Genomic DNA, 20,645 nt, shown 5'->3' with positions numbered 1-20,645 from the left:
GGGAACAGTGTCGTCCGAAGAACTCGCTGACACGATCGCCGCAGTGAACGCGAAGATCGATGCCCAGATCGCGCAGTCCCGACAGCTGGCCCAGGAGTCGGCCAGACTCGAGACGGAGGCGTCGCAGACCATGGCGACGGTCACGTCGGCGGACGGCCGAGTGACCATCACCGCGCGGCCGACCGGGGCCATCGAGTCGGTGAGACTGCAGTCGGGCGCGGCCGCAGATCTGGCATCCCTCGGCGTCACGATCACCGAGACGATCGCGAGGGCGCAGCGGGTCGCGGCGGAGAGGGTGCTCGTCTCGATGGAGCAGACCCTCGGGGCCGACTCCCCTCTCGTGGCCGCGGTGCGCCAGGATGTCGACACCGCGTTCCCGCAGGTCGGCGGCAGCACGATCGAGTACCGCTGATGGGCGTCATCGAGGTCAATCCGGCGCAGGTGGCGAAGGCCGCCAAGGCCATCAGCGTCGCGTCACGCAACATCGACGCCGCCCTGGAGGAGCTCGCCGCGCACGCGACGATTCTGCGTCGCTCGTGGTCGGGAGACGCGCAATCGGCGTTCGACGCCGCACAGGAGCGATTCGACGGCAACATGCGTGAGCGAACCGGGCTCGTCATGGCCGTGTCCGATCTGCTCGGCGAACTCGCGACCCAGTACTCGGACGCCGACCTCGCCGGTCAGCGCGTCCTCGGCGGCAGCTGACGTCGGACAGACATCACATCATCGGGGGGAACCGATCATCATGACCGCATCCAATCAGCAGATCGTGATCGACGAGGACGAGCTCCGCGCGCACGTGCGGGCGCTCACCGCAGCGGCCGAGCTGCTCGGCTCCGCCGCCACGACAGCCGCCGGAGGTGTGGGGCAGTCGGCGTTCGGCGCGATGTGCGGCCCATTGCTCGGGCCCGCGGTCGACGCGCTCGCGGATGCCTCCGAGTCGACGCTCGCTGCCGCGACGACTCTCGCCGACGCGACGGCGACCGGCCTCAAGGGGATCGTCGATGCCTTCGGCGCGATCGAAGACGGCGCCGTCACCTCGTTCCGCGCCATCGAGGGAGAGCTGTGAGCGCCGTCGCAAGCATCAGCAGCCAGGTGCGCTCCGGTTCGTGGGCGGCGGGAGCACCCGGGTACAGCGCCTCGCAGGCCGACTGTGCGAGCATCCCCGGCATCGCCGGCATGCTCATGCAGTACATCGCCCCGCTGCGGGAGTGGTTCGACGATCTCCTCGGCGACCCCGGCACCGTCGGCGGGTTCGCCTCGCGCTGGGAGGGCGCAGAGAGCTCGCTCCGCCGTGTGGTCGAGACGCTCCGCGATGCCGAACCCCGGCTGGCCGAGCTCGACGGCCGCACGGTCCGCGCTCTGCGGGCCCGGTACGGCGACCTGCTGTCCGTCGCCGAGGATGCCGCCCAGTGGACCGGAGCCACGGCGAGCGCGGTGCGCCTGGTCAGCCAGATCATCGAGTCGACACGAGTGCTGATCTGCGACTTCCTCGGTCGCCTGAGCCGCTTCGCCGACGATCTGTTCCGCTTCAGCCTCAATCCCCTGCAGAAGCTCGAGGACATCCAGCGGTTCGCCGAGTCCGCAGCCGAGTTCGTCACCACCGCCGGCGCGCTGGTCAAGAGTCTCACCGGCGCCGTCGTGTCTCTTGCACAGCTTCTCTACAAGCTCGTGCCGCTCGTGGGCGACGCGCTGGCCACCCTCCGCGATGTCCTCGCCGACATGCTGCCGCTGGTCGGCGGACTCACCGGCGGGYCGCTCGGACTGGTGTTCGGCAACGTCCTCCACGACTTCTTGACCGGTGACGCGCGGGTCCGCGAGATCGATCCGTCGACGTTGAACGAGGATCAACTGGCCGCATGGAACGACGCTCACGAGGTCACCTCGCTCGACTCGCTGTCGGATCTCGTGTCGGTGAACGGCACGACCGACGCGATGGGCGGGGAGAGCTCCACGGCGATCGACATCAAAGAGGTCGTCGGTCCCGACGGCTCGACGCACTGGGTCGTGTCGCTCCCGTCGACACAGGCCTGGGAGTTCGGCCCCTCGAGCGGCGCGATGAACGACCGGGACAACAACCTCGCGCTGATGCTCGACAACCCGCTCTTCCGCACTCAGTACGAGCGCGCGGTGCTGGATGCGATGCAGCAGGCGGGGATCCCTGCGGGATCCGACGTCGTGCTGACCGGCTTCAGCCAGGGCGGCATCATGGCGGCGAACCTCGCCGCGGACTCGTCCTTCCCGTACAACCCGATCGGGGTCGTGACCAACGGCTCCCCCGTCGACAACTTCCACGTGCCGCCGAACGTGCCGGTCTACGCGTTCCAGCACGCGACAGACGTCGTGCCGATGCTGGATGGGAGCCTCGTCGGCGTTCCCGGGCTGCCGGGCCAGTCCCCGTTCGACATCCCGAATACCCCGGTGACCGTGCTCCCGCCGAACATCCACCAGATCACGCTCCCGGACCCGGATGGGGCGCACGGGTTCGGAGCACACAACAACCCGAAGTATGCGACGTCCGTGGCAGAGTGGGAAGCCGCCTATCGCGATGCCAACGGCGGAACGGATCCTTGGGACCTCGCCGGTCTCGGCGGCACAGTGGTCGATCACCAGGTATACCAAGGAGTGGAACGCTGATATGAGCATCACCGGCCGTGCGCGAGCCACTCGGGGAGCCGTCGCACTCGCGCTCGCGGCGATGATGCTCGCACTGAGCGGGTGCGGCCCGCTTCTGAAGGAGACCTCCGACGGGGACTTCGCCGAGACGATTCCCGCAGCGCTGATGGATTCAGAGATCGGCGTCACCGATGCCTACGCTGCGAAGACGATCTCCGGGTTCACCTTCTATCTGAGCGTGGGCGTCGATCTCGACCACGAAGACGCCTCCGCCGACGATCTGGCGGGCATCCTGAGGATCGTCCTCGAGCACAACGACGTGCCCAGCGACGAGATCGACCTCGGCGTCGACGGAAGTGATGGCGAATCGATCGACCTCGAGGCGTTGGTGCGGAGCATCTCGCCCGACCTGGAGATCGCGTCGAGCACCTACGGCGACATCCAGGTGACGAACGACCAGGCAGCCGCGATCGTCGAGGCCGTCTGGGGCGAGTGAGGGGCTCCCCTCCGGTTCGGGGCGATTAGACTGTGGGGCACAACCCACACTCAGGCACGCTCACACAGTGCCGCATACATCGCTCGAGGAGACCTCCATGTCCGTGATTCCCGACAAGCCCGTACTCGAAGGTCTCGAAGCGAAGTGGGGTGAGTCGTGGTCCGAGCAGGGCACCTACCTGTTCGACCGACTCCGCGCCGCACAGTCCGGCCGCGAGGGTGTGTACTCGATCGACACTCCCCCGCCGACCGCATCCGGCAGCCTGCACATCGGCCACGTGTTCTCGTACACGCACACCGACGTCAAGGCGCGCTTCGAGCGCATGCGCGGCAAGAACGTGTTCTACCCGATGGGCTGGGACGACAACGGCCTTCCCACCGAGCGTCGGGTGCAGAACTACTACGGCGTGCGCTGCGACCCCTCGCTTCCCTACCAGGACGACTTCATGCCGCCGTTCGAGGGCGGCGACAACAAGTCCAGCCGCGCCGCCGACCAGGTGCCGATCAGCCGACGCAACTTCATCGAGCTCTGCGAGCGTCTGACGATCGAAGACGAGAAGCAGTTCGAGGCGCTGTTCCGCCAGCTCGGCCTCTCGGTCGACTGGACCCAGACGTACCGCACGATCTCGGACGACACCATCCGCCAGAGCCAGCTCGCGTTCCTGCGCAACCTCGAGCGCGGCGAGGCCTACCAGTCGCTCGCACCGACCCTGTGGGACATCGACTTCCGCTCGGCGATCGCGCAGGCCGAACTCGAGGATCGCGACCAGCAGGCCGCCTATCACACCATCGATTTCCCCTTCGCTGACGGATCCGGCTCGATCACGATCGAGACCACCCGCCCCGAGCTGCTGCCGGCGTGCATCGCGATCGTGACCCACCCCGAGGGACCGCACAAGCACCTGATCGGCACGAAGGTGCGCACGCCGTTCTTCGGCGCCGAGATCGAGATCCACGGACACCACCTCGCACAGCCCGACAAGGGCACGGGAGCCGCGATGGTCTGCACCTTCGGCGACGTGACCGACATCATCTGGTGGCGTGAGCTGCGCACAGCCGCGGGCGACCACCTCCCGAACATGACGACGATCGGTCTCGACGGCCGGTTCCTCCCGACCGCCCCGTCGATCGTGGCCGACGCTGAGGCCATCGACTGGTACCAGGCCGAGCTCGCCGGCAAGACGGTGTTCTCGGCCCGCAAGGCCATCGTCGAGAAGCTGCAGGAGACCGGCGACATGACGGCGGTCGGCAAGCCGTTCAACCACGCGGTGAAGTTCTTCGAGAAGGGCGACCGCCCGCTCGAGATCGTCTCGACCCGCCAGTGGTACATCCGCAACGGCGCGCGTGACGCGAAGCTGCGCGACGAGCTGCTCGAGCGTGGCACCCAGCTGACGTGGCACCCGGACTTCATGCGCGTGCGCTACGAGAACTGGGTCGGCGGCCTGACCGGCGACTGGCTCGTGTCACGCCAGCGCTTCTTCGGCGTGCCGATCCCGCTCTGGTACGGACTCGATGAGAACGGCGAGCGCGACTACGACCGGGTGATCGCTCCCGACCACGCGAGCCTTCCCATCGACCCGACGACCGACGTCCCCGCGGGCTACACCGAGGACCAGCGCGGTGCGGCCGGCGGATTCGAGGCCGAAGCCGACATCCTCGACACCTGGGCGACGTCGTCGCTCACTCCGCAGCTCGCCGGCGGATGGCAGCGCGACGAGGAGCTGTGGCAGCTCACCGCTCCGTTCGACCTGCGCCCCCAGGGGCAGGACATCATCCGCACTTGGCTCTTCTCGACCATGCTGCGCTCGACTCTCGAGGACTCCCGATCGCCGTGGCGCAACGCCGCGATCTCGGGCTTCATCGTCGACCCCGACCGCAAGAAGATGTCGAAGTCCAAGGGCAACGTGGTGACTCCGGCGGACATCCTCGAGACCCACGGATCGGATGCGGTGCGCTATTGGGCCGCTTCGAGCCGCCTGGGCATGGATGCCGCCTTCGACCCGCAGAACCCGACGCAGGTCAAGATCGGCCGCCGTCTGGCGATCAAGGTGCTGAACGCCGCGAAGTTCGTGCTGTCGTTCCCCGTACCGGAGGGCGCTCAGGTCACCCACGCGCTCGATGCATCGATGCTCACCGGCCTGGACGCCGTGATCGAGGAGGCGACGAAGGCGTTCGAGAACTACGACCAGGCCAAGGCGCTCGAAGTGACCGAGGCGTTCTTCTGGACGTTCTGCGACGACTACCTCGAGCTCGTCAAGGAGCGCGCCTACAACCAGAACGACGTGGGTCAGGCATCCGCCGCCCTCGCGCTGCGTCTGGCACTGTCGACGCTCCTGCGCCTGCTCGCCCCGATCATCTCGTTCGCGACCGAAGAGGTGTGGTCGTGGTTCGAAGAAGGCTCGGTGCACACCGCGGCCTGGCCTGAGACACTCGGCATCGAAGGCGACACGGCCGTGCTGTCGGCCGCGAGCGAGGCGCTGATCGGCATCCGCCGCGCCAAGACCGAGGCCAAGGCATCGCAGAAGACTCCGGTCTCCCGCGCCGCGATCGCCGCTCCCGCCGCCAAGCTCGAGGCGCTCCGCGCCGCGGCCGACGACCTCCGGGCAGTGGGACGCATCGCCGAACTCGAGTTCACCGAGGCCGGCGAGTTCGCGGTCACCGCGATCGAGCTCGCGCCGGTCGAGGGCGCCTGATGCAGCTGGGCACGAGGTGGGCCACCGGTTCCGAGCCACCGGCATCCGTTCCCGCCGCGCTCCGGCCGGCGATCGCCGAGGTCGAATCGCGCGGTCTCTCCGGGCACTGGACGCTCACGTGGCTCGAAGGCCGCGCGATCGCAGAGCTCGATGCGGGCTGGGAGGTCTTCCAGACCGGGTCCGGCGATGTGGTCGCCCGACCCTTCGAGGACTGAGCGGTCTCTGCTGACGAAGCCCCCTGTCCGCGTCTGCGGCAGGGGGCTTCGCCGTGATCAGAACGCCTCAGCGCCGAGGGAGCCCGATCTGCGCGAGCATGTGCTCGACCGCGCGAGGATCCTGTCGCCTGGTCTGCTGCTCTCGCAGGAGATCGAGAGCGAGGGCCCGCTTCTGAGCGCGGCGAGTGATGCGTCGCTCGACGAAGACCGTGAGGAGATCAGCAAGGCCGAGGAGCTTCCGCTCCGCCTGTGTCGGGGCGACGAGGCGGATGGTCGCGCTGGTCATGATTCTTCCTCGTTCGAGTCAGCGGCACCGGCGAGCACCGGCCCGGTCGCCGGAAGGTCGAAGAGCTCGGTGCGCATCGACACCCGGCGCACGTCCGGCCCGGTCTGGCCGCGATATCGCCCGACGGCACCCTCGATGACTCCCATGAGCTCGTCCTTGAGGTCCTCCATCTGCGAGGGGGTCATCTCGAGGAGGGTTGTGGCGATCAGCCCCGCGTCCTTCCAGCCTTCCGGCACCTCTGTGTCCGGGCGGTTGACGTAGGACATCAGGGTCTCGTGCCGCAGGCGGAAGAACTCCGACGACACGATCTGCGCCGCTGCCCGGTTGGCGGGCGACATGCTCTGGCTCGGACCGGGGATGTCGATGCGCCCCTCAGGCAGCTCCCACCAGCGCTCGCGCGCTGTGCCTCGCCCCTCGACCTCGTGGATCAGGTCATGTGCCGAGAGAGTGCGCAGATGGTAGCTGGTGGACCCGGAGGTCTCCCCCAGCATCGATGCGAGCGAACTCGCCGTCTGCGGCCCATGTGCGCTGAGCAGATCGAAAATCCGCACACGCAGCGGGTGAGCCAGGGCCTTGAGCGCCCCGGAATCGAGTCGTCGCAACTGCTCTTCGTCTGCCATGCATGCAAAGATACTCATGCAAAGACTTCTTTGCAAGCATTCTTTTGCAAAGCAATCTTTGTCTGCTCGCCTCTCAGCTCACGACGGCTCGCGCGGCGACGAAGGCAGCCACGCATCTTTCGATCTGCTCGGGCGTATGCGCCGCCGAGAGCTGTACGCGGATCCGCGCCAGCCCGCGAGGAACGACGGGGAAGCTGAACGCGGTCACGTAGATGCCCTGCGCCTGCATCTCCGTCGCGATGCGCGCTGTGAGAGCCGCGTCGCCGAACATCACGGGGACGATCGGATGCTCTCCCGGCAGCAGATCGAAACCCTCCGCCGTCATCCGCTCACGGAACAGTGCCGCGTTGTCGCGCAGACGCGCACGGAGATCGGCCGAACCCTCGACGAGATCGAGCGCGGTGAGGGTTCCGGCGACGATGGCGGGGGCGAGCGTGTTCGAGAACAGATACGGACGCGAACGCTGACGCAGCAGGGCGACGACGTCGGCGTGCGAGGCGACGTAGCCACCGGATGCTCCGCCCAGCGCCTTCCCGAACGTGCCCGTATAGATGTCGACACGATCGGCGACACCGCAGAGTTCCGGCGTTCCTCGTCCGTTCTCCCCTACGAAGCCGACCGCGTGCGAGTCGTCGACGAACACCAGGGCGTCGTGGCGATCCGCGAGGTCGCAGATCTCGGCGAGCGGCGCGATGTAGCCGTCCATCGAGAACACGCCGTCGGTGACGATCACCCGGAAGCGTGCATCGGATGCCGCCTGCAGCTGCGCTTCCAGATCCGCCATGTCACGATTGCGGTAGCGAAGCCGACGCGCCTTCGAGAGACGGATCCCGTCGATGATCGACGCGTGATTGAGTTCGTCCGAGATGATCGCGTCCTCAGCACTGAAGAGCGTCTCGAACACTCCTCCGTTCGCGTCGAAGCATGACGAGAAGAGGATCGAGTCGTCGGTGCCGAGGAACCCCGCGAGTCGTCGCTCGAGCTCCAGATGCTGTTCCTGCGTACCGCAGATGAAGCGGACGCTGGCGAGCCCGTAGCCCCACTCCTGCAGCGCCGCAGTGGCGGCATCCAGGATCCGCGGGTCGTCGGCGAGACCGAGGTAGTTGTTCGCGCAGAAATTGAGCACCTCTGCGCCGTCGGCGGTGATCTCGGCGTTCTGCGGCCCGCGGATGCCTCGTTCGCGCTTCGTGAGGCCCGCAGCCTCGATCCCGGCGAGCTCGTCAGCCACATGCTTCTGGAATGTCCCGTACATCACAGCTCCGTCCAATCGAGGATGATCTTTCCCGTGCCGGCGGACTCGGCCGCGGCAAAGCCCTGTTCCCAGTTCCTGGCGGGGATCACATCCGCGATCACCCGTCCGATCGAGTCGCGCAGCGTCGCACTCGTCTGCAGCATGGCACCCATCGCGTTCCACGTCTCGAACATCTCGCGTCCGTAGATCCCCTTGATCGTGAGCATGTGCGTGACGAGTTTGCCCCAGTCGATCTCGAATCCGGTGCTGGGCAGTCCGAGCATCGCGATCCGGCCGCCGTGGTTCATGTTGTCGATCATCGCCGGGAGCGCCGACGCCGCGCCGCTCATCTCGAAGCCGATGTCGAATCCCTCGCGCAGACCGAGCGCCTGCTGGGCATCTCGGATCTCGCGGGCCGAGACGTCGACGACCTCGTCCGCGCCCATGAGACGGGCCATCTCGAGGCGAGGCGCGCTCACATCCGTCGCCGCGATGAAGCGTGCTCCGGCGTGCCGAGCGACGGCGATCGCCATGAGGCCGATCGGACCGCACCCTGTCACGAGCACATCCTCGCCCACGAGCGGGAACGTGAGCGCCGTGTGCACGGCGTTGCCGAGAGGATCGAAGATCGCGCCGAGCTCCGGCGCCACGTCGGCGTGATGCACCCAGACGTTCACGGCGGGCAACGCCAGGAACTCGGCGAAGGCGCCGTCGCGTTGCAGTCCGAGGCCGATCGTACGGATGCACATCTGGCGGCGTCCTGCGCGGCAATTGCGGCACGTGCCGCACACGATGTGCCCCTCGCCCGACACTCGATCGCCCACAGCGATGTCGTGGACGAGCGGACCGACCTCGACGACCTCGCCGTAGAACTCGTGACCGGGGATGAGTGGGGCATCGATGGCGGATGCAGCCCAGTCGTCCCAGCGACGGATATGCAGGTCGGTGCCGCAGATCCCCGTGCGCAGCACGCGGATCACGACTTCGTCGGGCGCCGCAGTGGGCTCGGGACGATCCACGAGCTCGAGTCCGGCGGCGCGTTCGGCTTTGAACAATGCCTTCATATGTCGATCTGATCGCATTCGACCATGTAGAACAATCGGCAAGTTCTGCATAGACCCTGTAGCAAACACTAATCTGACTGGATGGAACTCCATCAGCTGCAGATCCTGAGAGAGCTCGGCGCTCTGGGGAGCGTCACCGCCGTCGCCGAGACGCTCAACGTCACCCCGTCTGCCGTGTCACAGCATCTGGCAGCCCTGCAACGGAGCTTCCGCACACCGCTCACGCGCAAAGACGGCCGTCGCCTCACGTTGACCGCAGCCGGGCAGGCCCTTGCGGCAGCGGGCGCCCAGGCGATAGACGCGATGGCCGCAGCGCGCAGCGCGCTGGACGACTTCGAGAACGACAGCACCGGCGTGGTCACGATCAGCGGATTCCACAGCGTCGGGCAGGCGCTCTTCGGGTCGCTGATCCGTGAACTCGACGACTCCCCCGCGCCGCCGACCGTGCAGCTCACCGACGAGGACGTGGCGCAGAGCGAGTTCCCCGCTCTCACAGCCCGGTACGACCTCGTGCTCGCGCACCGCATGGAGCATTCGCCGCCGTGGCCGACAGACGGGGTGCGCAGCCTGGCGCTCGTTCGAGAACCGCTGGACGTCGCCGTCTCGTCTTCCCACCCTCTCGCCACCCGTGCGCAGGTGACATCCTTCGACGTCATCGACAGCCCCTGGGTCACGAGTCGCATCGGATACTCGCCCGACGATGTGCTGCGCGCCGTCTCAGCCGTCGCCGGGCGTCCCGTCGAGATCCGCCACCGGATCAACGACTACGGTGCGGTCGCGGCGGTCATCGCTGCGGGCGGGGTCCTCGGGATGCTGCCGCGCTATACGTCCCGCACCGTCGACGACCGTGACATCGTGCGGCTTCCGCTGCGGGGAGTCAGCACCCACCGGATGATCGACGTGCTCGCCAGGCCGGAGAACCTGAGACGACAATCCGTGCGCGTCGTCGTCGACGCCCTGCAGCGGGTGATGGCTAGGCTCAGAGGATGACCGACGCCTCGAACCCTCTGCTTCAGCCGTCTGCACTCCCCTACGGGCTGCCCGATTTCGCGGCGATCACGCCCGAGCACTACCTGCCCGCGTTCCAGGCGGCGTTCGACGAGCATCTCCAGGAGATCTCTCGGATCACCATGGTGCGATCGATGCCCACCTTCGAGAACACGATCGAGGCGCTGGAGCGCTCCGGAGAACTGCTCGACCGCGTCGCACACACCTTCTACACCGTCACATCGGCCGACGCGACGCCCGAGATCCAGAAGATCGACGAGCAGCTCGCTCCGCTCATGGCGGCGCATCACGATGCCATCACTCTCGACGGGGCGCTGTACTGGCGCGTCCAGCAGGTGCATGCGCGCCTGGATGACCTCGAGCTCGACGACGAGCAGCGGTATCTCGTCGAGCGGCACCATCGCGAGATGACCCACGCAGGTGCGGCCCTCGACGACGACGCGAAGAGCCGGCTCACCGCACTGAATCAGCAGCTGTCGACGCTGAGCAACACCTTCGAGCGCAACCTGCTCAACGACACGAACGATCTCGCCGTGGTGTTCGACTCCTCCGACGAACTCGACGGTCTCAGCAGTGGGGAGCTCTCCGCCGCAGCTCGTGCGGCGAGCGATCGAGGCCTCGACGGACGGTTCGTCATCACTCTCCCGTTGTTCACCGGGCATCCGTATCTCGCTCAGCTCCGCGACCGCGAGTCCCGCCGCCGCATCATGGCGGCCTCACGGTCGCGGGCGACCCGCCCCAACGCGAACGACAACCGGCCGGTGCTCACGGAGATCGTCCGCCTGCGCGCCGAGCGCGCAGCGCTGCTGGGCTACGACTCGCATGCCGCCTACGTCACCGCAGACGAGACGGCCGGCAGCCCTGCGGCTGTAGAGCGGATGCTGCGCGAGCTCGCCGCGCCGTCTGCGCGCAACGCCCGCGCAGAGCGCGAAACCCTGCAGTCGATCGTCGACGAGACGGAGACCGCACCCTTCACGGTCGAGGCGCACGACTGGGCGTTCTACACCGAGAAGGTGCGCACTGCCCGCTATGCGATCGACACGAGCGCGCTGCGCCCGTGGTTCGAGGCCGAACGGGTGCTGCAGGACGGGGTGTTCTTCGCGGCCACACAGCTCTACGGGGTGACGTTCGCAGAGCGGCACGACCTCCGGGCCTACCACYCGGGTGCTCGCGTGTTCGAGGTCAGCGATGCCGACGGCAGCGCGGTGGGCCTGTACGTGCTCGACCTCTACACGCGCGACTCGAAGCGCGGTGGCGCGTGGATGAATCCCATCGTCAGCCAGTCGCGCCTCCGAGGGACGCTGCCCGTCGTCGTCAACAACCTCAATGTCCCGCTTCCGGGTGACGGTGAGCCGACCCTGCTGACGCTCGACGAGGTCACGACGCTGTTCCACGAGTTCGGGCACGCACTGCACGGTCTGTTCGCCGTCGTCACCTACCCGCACTTCGCCGGCACGAACGTCTTCCGCGACTTCGTCGAGTTCCCGAGTCAGGTCAACGAGATGTGGATCCTCTGGCCCGAAGTCCTCGACAGCTACGCACGTCACTACGAGACCGGCGGAGCGCTCGACCCCGCTATCGTCGAACGCCTTCGCGCCACCGAGACGTTCGATCAGGGTCACGCGACGAGCGAGTACCTCGCGGCAGCGTGGCTCGATCAGGCGTGGCATCGCATGGATACGAGGGCCGTCGTCGACGACGTCGCCGAGTTCGAGGCGGCCGCGCTCGCCGACATCGGACTCGACGATCCCGTCGTGCCGACCCGCTACTCGTCGACCTACTTCGCGCATGTCTTCTCGGGCGGATACAGCGCCGGCTACTACTCCTACATCTGGAGCGAGGTGCTCGACGCCGACACGGTCGACTGGTTCCGCGAGAACGGCGGACTCACGCGCGAGAACGGCGACCGGTTCCGCGCCCGTCTCCTCGGCGTGGGTGGCTCCAAGGATCCGCTCGACGCATACCGCGACTTCCGTGGCCGGGATGCCGAGATCGCGCCGCTGCTGAAGCGTCGCGGCCTCGAAGCATGAGAGAGTCGCGCGCCGCCTCCTGACGTCAGCGGTCGAGACGCTCCATCGCCGAGCGGTCGAGACGCTCCATCGCCGAGCGGTCGAGACGCTCCATCGCCTTGTACCAGGTGAGCTGATGGTAGCTCTGCGAGAGATGCTCGCCGAGGGTGTCGAGAGGGACTGTGTGCACGGCGATCGCCTCGCTGTCATCGAGCGACTGCTCGGCGACGCGCACGCAGCCTCGGGCGAGGAAGTGATGCACCCGGTTGGTGTGGTTGCCGAAGTTGGCCCAGGTGGCTCCGAGACCGATCATCTCCTCGGCCTCGTACCCGGTCTCCTCGCGCAGCTCTCTGACCGCGGCTGCGTCCGGCGATTCGCCAGCCTCCACGCCGCCGCCGATCGTGCCGACCGCGACGATCCCGGCTCCGTGTCGGTACTCTTCGACGACGATCGCGTGTCCCTCTCGGTCGAGGGCCAGCACCGAGATCCAGTCCCCGTATTCAAGCACGTAGTACGGCGCGATGGTCCGCTGACGCTCATCGACGCAGTCGTCCGCGCGCACGCTGATCCAGCGATCGGCATGCACCAGTTCGCTGCCGACCACTCGCCAGGGCGAGGGAGCCGAACTCATGCGCTCTTACGCTTGCGCTCCATCACGATCGTCGGCGCGGCGCCCTCGTCGACGGCCGCCTGGGTGACGATGACCTTCGCCACGTCTTCGGCCGAGGGGATCTCGAACATGATCGGCCCGAGCACGTCTTCGAGGATCGCACGGAGTCCACGAGCGCCGGTCTTGCGTTCGACGGCGAGGTCGGCGATCGAGCGCAGCGCCTCTGTTTCGAACTCGAGCTGAACGCCGTCGAGCTCGAACATGCGCTGGTACTGCTTGACGAGTGCGTTGCGAGGTCCCGTGAGAATGTCGATGAGCGCACTCTGGTCGAGCGGCGAGACCGAGGTCACGACGGGAAGACGACCGATGAACTCGGGGATCAGACCGAACTTGTGCAGGTCTTCCGGCAGTACCTCGCTGAAGAGATCGAGATCCTTGCCCTTGTCGTGCAGCGGGGCGCCGAAGCCGATGCCATGCTTGCCGACGCGTGCCGACACGATGTCCTCGAGGCCGGCGAACGCGCCCGCGACGATGAACAGCACGTTCGACGTGTCGATCTGGAGGAACTCCTGGTGGGGGTGCTTGCGCCCGCCCTGAGGAGGCACCGATGCCACAGTGCCCTCGATGATCTTCAGGAGAGCCTGCTGCACGCCCTCGCCAGAGACATCGCGGGTGATCGACGGGTTCTCGGCCTTGCGGGCGATCTTGTCGACCTCGTCGATGTAGATGATGCCCTGCTCCGCGCGCTTGACGTCGTAGTCGGCGGCCTGGATGAGCTTGAGGAGGATGTTCTCGACGTCTTCACCGACGTAGCCGGCTTCGGTGAGCGCTGTGGCGTCTGCGACGGCGAAGGGCACGTTCAGTCGCTTCGCGAGCGTCTGCGCCAGGTAGGTCTTGCCGCAGCCCGTCGGGCCGATGAGCAGGATGTTGCTCTTCGCGATCTCGACGCTCTCGGCCTTCTGCTCGGCTGTCTGAAGGGTGCCGTGCGCACGGATTCGCTTGTAGTGGTTGTACACCGCGACGGCCAGAGCCTTCTTCGCGGGCTCCTGCCCGACGACGTACTCCTCGAGGAATGAGAAGATCTCACGCGGCTTGGGCAGTTCGAAGTCCGCCGTGCCGTCGGCGGAGGACTCCGCCATCCGCTCCTCGATGATCTCGTTGCACAGCTCGACGCACTCGTCGCAGATGTACACACCGGGTCCTGCGATGAGCTGCTGCACCTGCTTCTGACTCTTTCCGCAGAATGAGCACTTGAACAGGTCAGCGCTTTCGCCGATACGGGCCATGCGCGTCCTCCTAGGGGGATCCTGAGATCGTCTACTGAGCCTAACCGCTGCATCCGACACCGGGACGCATTGGCGCGGGGTCGCGCATCACGAGTCCGCATCGCCCGACCGCATGTGTCCGCGCCTGCTCGGCGAAGAGCATCGGAGGGGTCGCGTCACCTGCGCCAGGCGAAATAGCCGGTCACCGACGGCGAGGGGATGTCATCGCGCCCCTGTGCGATGTAATGCGTCTCGACTGCAAGGATCTGTCCGCTGTCGGGGGCGACGAGCAGATATTCCTCGTAAGAGGGGTCATCCTCGTGTGCAGCCGAGAACGCGATCGCATCACGGCCCAGCCGGTCAGTCACGGCCCCGACGACCTTGAGACCCGCCTCATGCGCGAAGTACTCCAGCACCGTGGCTTCCTCTGTCGATGAGAGCTGACGCTGGCGCATGAGGTCCGCGACCGAGTTGATCACCAGAGCCGCATCAGGAAGCTCCGTGGTCTCGTACGTCTTGGCAAAGTATGCGGGGATCTGGTGGCTCTCTGACGGCAGTGGTTCGGAGAACCGAAGTTCTGGGCTGCCGACTGCCCACTCGTCCTCGGAGATGAGCTCACCGACAGCAGGGACCCCCTCGGTCACTGATCGGCCGTCGGCGTCGACGGACGACCCTGCCTTGACGATCTGATGCACGGCGCCGTCGGACTTAACGGTGATGTCGTAATCCAGGTTCACCACATTCGCAGTCTGGTTCTCGCCGTCCGACATCACGACGAGCGACCACGCCACAGCCGAAATCTGCGTTACTTCGGGGTCGGGCGTGGGGGTCTCGGTACCGAGCTTCACTTTCTGGCTCAGGCCCATGAGCAGCTCCTCCCGTGGCTGGGGGACCGGGGATACTTCGAGCAGAGGCGGAGTCGCGGCATACGTCGGAGCAGTCGGAAGGAACAGCGTCAGCCCGAGGGCGATGACGACCACCGCAGCAGCAGTGGCGACCGCCAACGGCATCAGCCTGCTCGGTGCGGTACGTCTGGCTCGGCGGTGATCCGCGGCGGTGAGCGGTCTCGTGGAGACTAGCCCAGCCAGCTCCTTCTCGGCTCGATCAGTGAGCGGCAGGGTTCGATACCCGCTCACAGGGCGCGCCATACGAATTCTTCGTTCAAGCTCGTCCATCGCTGATCACCTCCTCGTGATGAATGTCCTCTTCTCGTGGAAGCAGGTGTCTGAATCGCTCACGAGCGCGCATCAGGCGAACCCGCACTGCGATCGCGCTGATGCCGAGAATCGATGCGATCTCGGCTCGCGAGAGTTCCTCCCAGTAGGCCATGTACAAGAGTTCGCGGTCGGCCGTCGACACCCTGCGAAGAGCTCGTCGCACCTCGATCGCGTCGTCCGTCGCAGGGCCGAAACTGTCGTCAGAGGTGAGGATCGGCCCCGCGTCAGAAACGAAAGAGCCGAGTCGTCCCTGACGCCGGTACTCGTTGCCGATGAGGTTGCGAAGAGTCGTGTACAGCCACGGCAGGGTCAACTGTGCGCCGTCGTCATGCCGAGCCCAAGCGACACGGAACACCTCGGCCGTGACATCTTCGGCATCTGCCGCGGTGCCGAGACGCTGCTGAGCCACGGTCAAGATCAACCGATAGTGCTTCCGATAGAAATCCGGGAACTGATCCAACCGCGCGCCCCCTCCCGCAGCTCTCCTGAACCAACTATTTCCGCACACGAGTGATGTGTTTCACACATTGTTACGAATCTTGAGGCGCGAGGAATATATCTGTTTCGTGGAAACGAACGCCATCACTTCGGAAACAACCCATGCAGCGGGAACTCCGCATTCTGGTTCGGAAGGAATGACAATGAAGACATCAGTTGAGGTCAGAAGAGGTCGCAGAAGAATCGCCATGACGTTCATCGCACTGGCAGCTCCGCTGGTCGCACTGTTCGGGTTCGCGGCACCTGCCAGCGCCGCTCCGAGCTACTGCAGCCTCGGCAGGGCCTGCGTCTGGGACGATCCGGACTTCAACACGAACGGCAGCTACGCGGGCGTGCTGTGGTTCGAGTACTACGTCACGCCGATGTCGAACTACAACTACGCCGGCACCTCGGTGACGGCTGGCAACACGGCAGACTCCTGGTTCAACAACGGTCGGTACTCCGTCGCTTGCTTCTACGACACCGCCACCAACGGCTACGGCGGGTCCTCGGTCTGCCTCAACACGAACCAGGGCGACGGCAACATCGAGAACAGCGCCGGAATCGTCCAGGGACTTGCCTGGGACCCCAACGCCGCGAAGTTCATCTGAGCATCATGAGGCGACCCAGGCAGGTCATGTTCGCTCGCCGGGCCGTCGGCAGCATCGTCGCGGCCGCCACCGTCGCGGTGGCGGCCGCGTGCGCGCCCGGAAGCGCGGATCAGCTCACAGAGGCGCAGGACACGCAGGGCAAGGACATCGCTCGATGGGCGCTCCCCCTGGATCCCTATCTGCTCTCAGATCTGCAGCTGACGAAGGCGGCATACGCCGAGGCGATCGTGATCAACGACTGCCTCGCTGAAACAGGCATCGATGATCCCGTTCCGTACGTGGACATCGACGCGGCGTACGGCTCCAACGTCACGGTGCGTAAATGGTTCGATCTGAAGATCGCTCAGACGTACGGATACCACGACCCTTCGCAGCAGCGCCCCGCCGGCCTCAAGGCGTGGGACGACTTCCAGCATCAGGCGTCGACGCCCTCCGAGGACGAGGCGTTCCTGGCGTGTCGAGACGACCCTGCCACCGACAGCCCTGGATACAGCAACACCCTGATGAACTTCACGTCGGGTCTGGCCGCAGCGGCGTACTCCGGAGCGAGCAAGGACCCCGCTGTTCTCGAGTCCGCGGCCGCATGGTACGACTGCATGGCCGATGTGGGCATCGAAGACCTCCCGCCGACGCCGATCGAGATGCCCACTGAGTCCGTTCGTCAGCGCCTGGGTCTGGGTGGGAGCATCGACGGCCCCATCACTGAGCCCACCGCCGACGAGATCGACCTGGCGACCGCCGACGCCAAGTGCCGAGACTCCTCGCGCTTCACCGAATCGTTCTACGACGCTCTGTGGACCCGGGAGAGCTCGATGCTCGAAGACAACGAAGCGGCGCTCGTGGACGCCGGCGCAGAGATCGAGAAGATAACGACGAAGATCGACGAGATCATCGCGGAGTCACGAGCAGGATGACACGAGTCGGTCAGAGCCAATCCTCGCAGTATCTCGACAGCCCTGCGGGCCCAGCAGACCCTCCTCGTCGGCCAGGTGGCTACCCACCCGGCCGACGCGCGATGCTGGTGATCGCTGGCGCGGTTGCCAGTGTGGCTCTACTCGCTGGAGGGTGGGCAGTCGCGTCGGTGTTCCGTTCCCCCGGCCAGATCGCCAGTGACGCCGCAGCCCCACCGCCCTCCGTGATCACAGCACCCGTGGAGCAGGGAGTCCTCGCCGAGACCCTGACGGTGCAGGGCGAGGTGCGCGCAGGCGATCAGACATCGGCCAGTCTGACTGCCGCTGGAGAGGGCGGTGTTGCAGTCGTGACCGACGCGCCTGTTGCGATTGGCTCCCAGGTCTCGCCCGGCCAAGTGCTCCTCGAGGTCAACGCGCAGCCGGTCTTCGCGCTTCCTGGTGCGTTTCCGTTCTTCCGCGATCTGCGCACCGGCGACACCGGCCGCGACGTCGAGCAGCTGCAGCGCGCGTTGAACACCGCCGGCTACTCCACGACAGCAGATGGGATCTTCGGCCTGGAAACCGAGCGCTCGCTCACGAGTCTCTACGCCGACCATGGCTATCAGGTGCCGAAAGAAGTCGTGGCCGAGGACAGGTCGGCTGCGACGGAAGATGCCCCGGCGCCCACGCAAGACCCCTCTTCCCCCTCAAACCCCGCAGCCCAGCCGGCGCAGCCGGTCCCCGTAGCTCCGACCGTGCCGGAGATGCAAGCCGTCGCCACGTCGAGTTCGTTCGTGGTGACCTCGGTTCTGCCAGCTACTGTCGTTGCCGCACCCGGCGTCGGTTCGCTGCCCGATGATGCAGCGGTCGTCTTCGCCAAGGGATCTCCCATCGCCTCGGCTATGGTGATCGCAGCCACCGCAGCCCAGCTCGAAGTCGGCTTCGAGGCGAAAGCGACGATCGCAGGGGCCGAGATCCCGCTCGTCTTGCAGAACATCGGTGTGGCCGACGAGGAAGGTCTGGTCCCGATCACGTTCGTGACAGCCGAATCTGCCACTGTATCCATCGCGGACTCGTCCGTCGGAGAGAAGCCCGTTCTCGTGGTGACCCGCAGCGTGGTCGCGCAGGATGCACTCCTCGTTCCGAGCCGTGCTGTCGCCTCCCGCGGCTCGAGTCGGTACGTTCTGCGTCAAGAGGCGGAAAGTGATTTCCAGGAGGTCCCGGTGAAGGAGGTCGGCGAGCTGAACGGCATCAGCGCCATTGAGATCCTGAACGAAGAGCAGCTGAAGCCAGGCGATCTCGTGAGAGTCCAGTAGTGCCTGGACTCAGCCTCAGGGACATCACCAAGCGCTATGGCACGCGCTTGGCTTCAGTAGATGCGCTGCGCGGCGTCGACCTGGACATCCCGCAAGGCAGCTACATCGCCATCCAGGGTGAATCGGGCAGCGGGAAGTCGACCCTGCTCAACATCCTGGGGCTGCTCGATGCTCCGTCGACGGGAGACTACCTGATCGACCGACAGGACGTCGCCGCGCTGAAAGAACGCGCAGCCTGCGCCCACCGCTCTGAGACGTTCGCGTTCGTCTTCCAGGCCTTCCACCTCCTCGACCGCCGATCAGTCGTCGAGAACGTGGAACTGTCGATGCACTATCGCGGTGTAGACCGCCGCAGGATGAGGACACGAGCCCTTGCGGCGCTCGATGACGTGGGAATCTCCGACCTAGCCGATGCGAAGCCGCGCCAGCTGTCCGGCGGACAACGTCAACGCGTGGCGATCGCCAGAGCGCTCGCGTCCGGGGCGCCCATCGTCGTGGCGGATGAGCCCACAGGCAACCTTGACTCGAGCACCACTGAAGCCGTCATGAGGAGCTTCGAGAACCTCCGTCATCATGGCGCGACACTGATCCTCGTGACCCACTCGGATCAGGTCGCCCAGCATGCTGACAGACAGATCCATGTCGTGGACGGCAAGGTTCAGGAGCTCACCGAAGACAGCGACACCGAGAGGCTTCCTCTCATCACGCCCCGCAGAGAACCGAAGACTCCGGGGAAGGCGTCCACCGTGCGGCCGGCGGCTGCAGTCAAAGACGCCGGGGCGAACATGCTGAGCCGCCCCGGGCGCGCCGCCGCGCTCATCGCAGCGATCGCGGTCGCTGCAGCCCTGTTCGTGGCGACTTTGGGACTCTCAGCCACAGCGCAGCAGCAGGTTTCCGAGAGCTTCGATGCCGTCAAAAGCCGCGACGTCACCGCGACGGTCTCCGGCGATGGCGTCTCAGCGACGATCGACACCGAGCTCCGGGATGCAGCCCGGTCCTTAGCGGACCTGAATGGCTCAGCTTCCGTCGCCATCCTCGAAGATCTCGGCACGGCGAGCGTGCGCGTCGGCAGCCCCCGCGATGCAGTGGACACATCCACATACGCGAGCTACGGAGACGTCAGAACCGCGCTACGCCTCGACATCGACTGGGCGAACGCACCAGTAGTGTCGCTCGATACGAACCAGGTGCTCGTCGGTGCCTATCTGGCCGAGGGCATCGGGATGGCGCCCGTTGATCTGGCTCCGACGATCGAGATCGCCGGCCGGACACTCGTCGTCGCAGGAATCATCACTGATTCTCCTCGCGCACCCGATCTGCTCGGCAAAGCCGTGATCGGAGGCAGAGAGAGCCCTGAGACCGTGAACCTTCCGATGGGCACGGTGACGGCGTATATCGTCACCGAACTGGGAGCCGCCGCGACCGTCGCGGAGGAGGCGCCGCTGGTGCTTGACCCGATTCGGCCGGAACGCGTCGATGTCGCATCTCCCCCGCCAGCGGACTCGCTGCGCGCGAACGTGGAAGCGAGCGTCGCGCTGAGTCTTGCGCTGCTGACGATCGTGACCGGCCTCGCTGCTGCGGCCTCAGTGACGATCGCCACCCTGTCGGCAGTCGCTGAACGACGCAACGAGATCGGACTACGGCGTGCGATCGGGGCACGCAAAAGCCACATCGCGACGATGCTGCTTCTCGAGTCCCTGCTGATCGGCCTGATCGGCAGTCTCGTCGGCATCGTCGCTGGGATGGCCGCTGTACTCGCCGTGACGATTGCCCAGAGATGGACACCGGTCTTCGACCCCGTCCTCGCCCTTGCCGCTCTCGGAACTGGAATCGCCATCGCCGCTCTAGGCGCAATCGCCGGAGCAGTTCGCGCCAACCGCATCGTTCCCGCAGACGCGCTGCGGTCGTGATCGCTGTCAGAAGAGCGGGGCGCTCTGCTGACAGCGGCGGGAACTCCCGCAACGGCGCGCCATGCGTTCGACGGTTCCGCTCAGCGGCCCGGGGACAGGCGGACGACGGCGG

21 protein-coding genes are annotated in these 20,645 nt (G+C 66.3%); 13 read left to right on the top strand and 8 right to left on the bottom strand.

The window, feature by feature from the left end; all coding sequences use genetic code 11:
* Window positions 1–7: 7 nt before the first annotated feature.
* The 7 genes from AC04ME_RS06905 (at window position 8) to AC04ME_RS06875 (ending at window position 6,019) form a co-directional block, all read left to right on the top strand.
* On the top strand, window positions 8–412 hold the full coding sequence (locus AC04ME_RS06905; protein WP_042540612.1) for a YbaB/EbfC family nucleoid-associated protein: 405 nt from the start codon (window positions 8–10) through the stop codon (window positions 410–412).
* A complete protein-coding gene (locus AC04ME_RS06900) occupies window positions 412–705 on the top strand; it encodes a WXG100 family type VII secretion target (RefSeq protein ID WP_042540614.1) in 294 nt (97 codons plus the stop codon). Before AC04ME_RS06905 ends, AC04ME_RS06900 begins: the two co-directional genes overlap by 1 nt.
* A 40-nt stretch (window positions 706–745) precedes the next feature.
* Window positions 746–1,069: a hypothetical protein gene (locus AC04ME_RS06895; RefSeq protein WP_056377287.1), complete on the top strand. Its 324-nt coding sequence runs from the start codon at window positions 746–748 to the stop codon at window positions 1,067–1,069.
* Window positions 1,066–2,637, top strand: coding sequence for a hypothetical protein (locus AC04ME_RS06890; RefSeq protein WP_475434248.1), 1,572 nt, complete (start codon window positions 1,066–1,068; stop codon window positions 2,635–2,637). Before AC04ME_RS06895 ends, AC04ME_RS06890 begins: the two co-directional genes overlap by 4 nt.
* Before the next feature lies 1 nt (window position 2,638).
* Window positions 2,639–3,112 carry a hypothetical protein gene (locus tag AC04ME_RS06885; RefSeq protein ID WP_079113043.1) on the top strand — a complete coding sequence of 158 codons (474 nt, stop codon included), beginning with the start codon at window positions 2,639–2,641 and terminating at the stop codon, window positions 3,110–3,112.
* Window positions 3,113–3,209: 97 nt separating this feature from the next.
* Window positions 3,210–5,804: a valine--tRNA ligase gene (gene valS, locus AC04ME_RS06880; protein ID WP_475434246.1), complete on the top strand. Its 2,595-nt coding sequence runs from the start codon at window positions 3,210–3,212 to the stop codon at window positions 5,802–5,804.
* Window positions 5,804–6,019: a hypothetical protein gene (locus AC04ME_RS06875; RefSeq protein WP_042540758.1), complete on the top strand. Its 216-nt coding sequence runs from the start codon at window positions 5,804–5,806 to the stop codon at window positions 6,017–6,019. The genes valS and AC04ME_RS06875 overlap by 1 nt, the downstream gene beginning before the upstream one ends.
* A 67-nt stretch (window positions 6,020–6,086) precedes the next feature.
* On the opposite strand, the gene AC04ME_RS06870 is transcribed toward AC04ME_RS06875, so the two are convergent.
* Genes AC04ME_RS06870 through tdh form a run of 4 tightly spaced genes read right to left on the bottom strand, consistent with a single transcriptional unit; the run spans window position 6,087 to window position 9,220 of the window.
* Window positions 6,087–6,305: a hypothetical protein gene (locus tag AC04ME_RS06870; RefSeq protein ID WP_042540759.1), complete on the bottom strand. Its 219-nt coding sequence runs from the start codon at window positions 6,303–6,305 to the stop codon at window positions 6,087–6,089.
* Window positions 6,302–6,943 (bottom strand): ArsR/SmtB family transcription factor, encoded by a 642-nt coding sequence (locus AC04ME_RS06865; protein ID WP_475434243.1) that lies wholly within the window; start codon window positions 6,941–6,943, stop codon window positions 6,302–6,304. Before AC04ME_RS06865 ends, AC04ME_RS06870 begins: the two co-directional genes overlap by 4 nt.
* 55 nt (window positions 6,944–6,998) lie before the next feature.
* Window positions 6,999–8,177, bottom strand: a complete 1,179-nt coding sequence (locus AC04ME_RS06860) for a glycine C-acetyltransferase (RefSeq protein ID WP_475434241.1) — start codon at window positions 8,175–8,177, stop codon at window positions 6,999–7,001.
* Window positions 8,177–9,220: an L-threonine 3-dehydrogenase gene (gene tdh / locus AC04ME_RS06855; protein ID WP_455905113.1), complete on the bottom strand. Its 1,044-nt coding sequence runs from the start codon at window positions 9,218–9,220 to the stop codon at window positions 8,177–8,179. The genes AC04ME_RS06860 and tdh overlap by 1 nt, the downstream gene beginning before the upstream one ends.
* A gap of 81 nt (window positions 9,221–9,301) precedes the next feature.
* On the opposite strand from tdh, the gene AC04ME_RS06850 reads away from it, so the two are divergent.
* The gene (locus tag AC04ME_RS06850) at window positions 9,302–10,210 is read left to right on the top strand and encodes a LysR family transcriptional regulator (protein WP_475434239.1); all 909 of its coding nucleotides are present in this window, start codon (window positions 9,302–9,304) and stop codon (window positions 10,208–10,210) included.
* On the top strand, window positions 10,207–12,258 hold the full coding sequence (locus AC04ME_RS06845) for a M3 family metallopeptidase (RefSeq protein ID WP_475434237.1): 2,052 nt from the start codon (window positions 10,207–10,209) through the stop codon (window positions 12,256–12,258). The genes AC04ME_RS06850 and AC04ME_RS06845 overlap by 4 nt, the downstream gene beginning before the upstream one ends.
* A gap of 25 nt (window positions 12,259–12,283) precedes the next feature.
* On the opposite strand, the gene AC04ME_RS06840 is transcribed toward AC04ME_RS06845, so the two are convergent.
* The 4 genes from AC04ME_RS06840 to AC04ME_RS06825 form a co-directional block, all read right to left on the bottom strand.
* A complete protein-coding gene (locus AC04ME_RS06840) occupies window positions 12,284–12,868 on the bottom strand; it encodes an NUDIX hydrolase (RefSeq protein ID WP_475434235.1) in 585 nt (194 codons plus the stop codon).
* Window positions 12,865–14,133: an ATP-dependent Clp protease ATP-binding subunit ClpX gene (clpX, locus tag AC04ME_RS06835; RefSeq protein WP_042540765.1), complete on the bottom strand. Its 1,269-nt coding sequence runs from the start codon at window positions 14,131–14,133 to the stop codon at window positions 12,865–12,867. The genes AC04ME_RS06840 and clpX overlap by 4 nt, the downstream gene beginning before the upstream one ends.
* A gap of 155 nt (window positions 14,134–14,288) precedes the next feature.
* Window positions 14,289–15,122, bottom strand: coding sequence for a hypothetical protein (locus tag AC04ME_RS06830; RefSeq protein WP_079113048.1), 834 nt, complete (start codon window positions 15,120–15,122; stop codon window positions 14,289–14,291).
* A gap of 151 nt (window positions 15,123–15,273) precedes the next feature.
* Entirely contained in the window at window positions 15,274–15,837 is a 564-nt protein-coding gene (locus AC04ME_RS06825; RefSeq protein ID WP_475434232.1) for an RNA polymerase sigma factor, read from the bottom strand.
* A 178-nt stretch (window positions 15,838–16,015) separates the two neighbouring features.
* Between AC04ME_RS06825 and AC04ME_RS06820 the strand changes: the two genes are divergently transcribed.
* The 4 genes from AC04ME_RS06820 to AC04ME_RS06805 all read left to right on the top strand — a co-directional run bounded on the left by AC04ME_RS06820 (window position 16,016) and on the right by AC04ME_RS06805 (window position 20,533).
* Entirely contained in the window at window positions 16,016–16,417 is a 402-nt protein-coding gene (locus tag AC04ME_RS06820; RefSeq protein ID WP_042540768.1) for a hypothetical protein, read from the top strand.
* 5 nt (window positions 16,418–16,422) lie between these two features.
* Window positions 16,423–17,331 (top strand): hypothetical protein, encoded by a 909-nt coding sequence (locus AC04ME_RS06815; RefSeq protein WP_475434231.1) that lies wholly within the window; start codon window positions 16,423–16,425, stop codon window positions 17,329–17,331.
* 344 nt (window positions 17,332–17,675) lie between these two features.
* Window positions 17,676–18,623 (top strand): peptidoglycan-binding domain-containing protein, encoded by a 948-nt coding sequence (locus AC04ME_RS06810; RefSeq protein ID WP_475434230.1) that lies wholly within the window; start codon window positions 17,676–17,678, stop codon window positions 18,621–18,623.
* A complete protein-coding gene (locus AC04ME_RS06805; RefSeq protein WP_475434229.1) occupies window positions 18,623–20,533 on the top strand; it encodes an ABC transporter ATP-binding protein/permease in 1,911 nt (636 codons plus the stop codon). Before AC04ME_RS06810 ends, AC04ME_RS06805 begins: the two co-directional genes overlap by 1 nt.
* The last annotated feature ends 112 nt before the right edge of the window (window positions 20,534–20,645 follow it).

This window comes from Microbacterium sp. LjRoot205 (assembly GCF_056175745.1).
Note: the sequence above shows the minus strand (reverse complement) of the source record. Positions and strands in the feature narration are given on the sequence as shown.